General features: G+C 38.7%; 5 protein-coding genes. All 5 read right to left on the reverse strand.

Annotated elements, in window-relative coordinates; translation table 11 throughout:
- Positions 1 to 49: 49 nt before the first annotated feature.
- The 5 genes from KJB35_RS27920 to KJB35_RS27945 all read right to left on the reverse strand — a co-directional run bounded on the left by KJB35_RS27920 (position 50) and on the right by KJB35_RS27945 (position 3,323).
- Positions 50 to 415 carry a T6SS amidase immunity protein Tai4 family protein gene (locus KJB35_RS27920; RefSeq protein ID WP_025538936.1) on the reverse strand — a complete coding sequence of 122 codons (366 nt, stop codon included), beginning with the start codon at positions 413 to 415 and terminating at the stop codon, positions 50 to 52.
- 140 nt (positions 416 to 555) lie between these two features.
- Positions 556 to 1,293, reverse strand: coding sequence for a hypothetical protein (locus KJB35_RS27925; RefSeq protein WP_203346215.1), 738 nt, complete (start codon positions 1,291 to 1,293; stop codon positions 556 to 558).
- A 137-nt stretch (positions 1,294 to 1,430) separates the two neighbouring features.
- A complete protein-coding gene (locus tag KJB35_RS27930) occupies positions 1,431 to 1,910 on the reverse strand; it encodes a hypothetical protein (RefSeq protein WP_238842965.1) in 480 nt (159 codons plus the stop codon).
- 137 nt (positions 1,911 to 2,047) lie between these two features.
- Positions 2,048 to 2,845, reverse strand: coding sequence for a hypothetical protein (locus KJB35_RS27935; protein WP_140263356.1), 798 nt, complete (start codon positions 2,843 to 2,845; stop codon positions 2,048 to 2,050).
- A gap of 142 nt (positions 2,846 to 2,987) precedes the next feature.
- A complete protein-coding gene (locus KJB35_RS27945; protein ID WP_010648852.1) occupies positions 2,988 to 3,323 on the reverse strand; it encodes an energy transducer TonB in 336 nt (111 codons plus the stop codon).
- Between the last annotated feature and the right edge of the window lie 93 nt (positions 3,324 to 3,416).

Below are 3,416 nucleotides of genomic sequence, written 5' to 3' on the forward strand. Positions count from 1 at the left end.
AACGCATAGTGAAAATGCCACGCGTTGCGAATCACTCTTAAACAGATTGTTATAACTCTGATTTTGCCTTTGAGTACAGCTTATGCACGACGTCCGAATTAGAGAAATCGATACAATAGGCTAACTCTATCACGCTACCATTTTTTGATTTGTAAGCTGTAGTATTTCCGCTTTCCAATAACTCACTTAGATCAAAGAATACCTCCAAAGGCAAATCCGAGAACTCTCGATAACCTTGCATTGCTGTGACCGCATCTTTAGCCACATCAGAGCCCTTGTATTTGGTTGCGATACAAGATGAAAGAGCAAAATTTTTGAACAATCGTTCATCACTTTGAGTGCTTAGAGGGCTTGCGTTGAGTCCCAAACTAAAAACAGCAACCCAAATGGTACCGACTAATATTCTAGTTTTCATAGGTTAGCCCTCTTTGCTTCTGAGAAGTAATGATGAAATGACAAAAGAGTTATAACGCTGCATTAAGGTGTGAGCGACGCTTGGCTATACTTGAGCGAAGCGAAACTGCCAAGCGTTGCGAATCACTCTTAAATGCTTTGTTATGAGCCATTGCCGAATATATTACTAGCTATAACTGAAGAAAATACTCCAATCACGATAGACCAAGCAGAGGCAATAAGAATTGACCTGATTGGATGTACAGAAACCCACGCTGACAGCCTGAAAAATAGTGACTTTCTGACAAGTTTTAGCTCATCCTTTGATTTAGAAACTAATTCTCTCGAAACCCCGTTTGTTAACAATCGCTGAGAGCAAGAATCACAAATTGTAGGTTCATCGCAAGAGTATATGATATCTGACTTGATGCCATTCATATCGTAAATGCAACCTTTGGTTTCATCATGAGTAAAATTACTGTATTCGTAGCAGGTGGGAATACTGCCTTTGTTTTCTCGGTATACGAGCGTATAAGCATGAAGTAACCGAAAAACTACATTTTCCAGTCCGATATTATGAAAACGAAGATAATCCGCAATTTCGTGGAAAGTAAAAATGACAACATTATTTGTTAGTCGCCTGCTATACCAGTTTTCTTCTAGCGGCACATTTGTTAGTGTAATCGTTATTTCTTCTCCTTCTTTTTCAGGAATCAAATCACCTAAAATTTGATCGGAAAACTCCCAATTGTAACCATCCGAGCCTTTGGTAATTTCATAAGTCTCGATTGAGTTTAAGATTTCATAGACGCCAGAGCTACGACTTGATAGCAATGATAAGTCGAGATCTCTAGGCACAGAACCAAGTACAACTAGCCGTATCTTTGTTTTTTTGCTCAATTTAAATATCCTCTTGGCTCATAACGCCCGCTTAAGTGGTGAGCAACATTACCACGAAACTTGCTTATTGCACGTAAACACAAAAGCTAAGTCAAACCAAAACCGCCGAACGTTGCGAATCCGTCTTAAAGCGTTTGTTATGTGAACTGTTGCAACAAGCGGCTGTAACAAGTGCTTAGTTCATCAAGATAGATTTCACAAACATCCCCTTCGTTCCAAGCCCATAACTCTTTGGGTACGGGTTCGAATACCTTATGGTGAGGTGCATTTACAGTAGGGACACAATAAACGGGAAGATATAACCGATTACTTTTGATTTTATAACTAAGTTCACTATCTTCAATAATGTTAAATTGATCAGCCGTTATATCGACTAAAGTACCGTCACTTTCTACCCACCAATGCCCTACTTCACCACCACGCTTTTTTGATACACCAAAAACAAGGAATATAGGCTTACTGTAGCCTTTTTGAATTAAGTGGTAACAGAATAACATTGAAGCATGTTTGCAAGCATTGATTGGAAAATCAAAACCAAAATAGAACCAGCCTTTACCAACAACTGATTCTATTTTTCTTCTTACCCAAACCGCTTCTTCATAAAGATTTATCATCATGACCCCGTTCACATAACGCCGCATTAAGGTGTGAGCAACGCTACCACGGAATTAAACCATACCACCGTAAACACGAAACCCAACGATGGAATGAAAAATGCCAAGCGTTGGGAATCACTCTTAAATGCTTTGTTATATTAATTTTCTTCCCAGAAATCATCACCGTCTTCTGGACCATCTCTCAAGCCCACAATACCCAAATAAACTAAGATTGGTATAGTTTTTCTATTCGCACCACCTTGTATATCATACGCTGTCCAGCTCAAACTTAACCCCCACACAATTGGACCTAACCATTGAGCCCACCAAGGAAATTTTGTTGCCAAAGCTTCAATCAGTTTTTTGGCTGCTTCTTTACCTATAAATGCAGCTAAAGCAGCAATTGCTATTCCTTGAATCAAGGTAGCGGTTACTTCCGGACCAACGATAGATAGCAATAGCGGTAGAAATCGCGTTTTATTGTCTTTGAACTTTTTAAAAAACTCTTCTCTCGCGGTTTTGTTAACCCCTGCTTTTTCCAAAAGCTCTCTTTGTTCTTCCTCTTTCAATGAAAGGAAAGTTTTTTCAACTACTGCCTTGGTTAAGCGCTCCAGTTGAGACTCTGCGTTACCGATAAACTTTTGTTTTACTTTTAAAACCTTGCTAACATCATCTATGATTTCATAGATTGAAACACCTGCTACATCTTCACTTTTGAAGTACTTTCTAAAAGCAAATGCAACATCCGAACTACCAGCATAACGAATTTCTTTCTCTAAGAACTTACTTAGTGCTATTTTTGAGTTCCGATTACTCTGATCACTTTCAAAGCGTTTTATGTACCCATTTAGCTCTTCATCAGACGAAAAATTAATATAACTATCTGTTTGTTTAGCTAAAAAATAGAAGTCTTCTAATTCACACTTCATTAGAAGATTCGTTAATTCATACGCCATAACTTCCTCAAATTAATATAACGCCTTGTTAAGGTGTGAGGCACGCAATACCGTAGCCTCCGCAGACCACCTTAAACCCTAAACCTAACGCATGGTAAAAATGCCACGCGTGCCGAATCACTCTTAAACAATTTGTTATGTGTCAGATTTTAAAGACTAATTTTTGTTTTTGAGCAATAAGCTCAACATCTTCAAGTGGCTCATATTTCCATTTGGACAACGCTTGTACAGCTACCTTTTCAAAGATCCCCTTTGGGGTGGAATCGATTACAACAATATCAGCCACATCTCCATTTTTAGTAATGTTAAACGTCATGACCACATACCCTGACAGGTTATTCTCTACTGCAACTTTAGGGTATCTCGGCGATACAAACTCTATTGGCTCAAGATCTAAATATTCCGATGAGTAAGTGTTTTCTACAGAACTTGAACACCCTACTACTAAGATCAAGATAAATAATTGCAAAAATCTCATAATCTCTCTCTGACACATAACGCCCTGTTAAGGTGTGAGCAACGCAATACCGATGCGACCGCATACCACCTTAAACCCTAAACGCAACGCATA

It is taken from the genome of Vibrio sp. D431a (assembly GCF_030248655.1).
Lineage (GTDB): Bacteria > Pseudomonadota > Gammaproteobacteria > Enterobacterales > Vibrionaceae > Vibrio > Vibrio alginolyticus.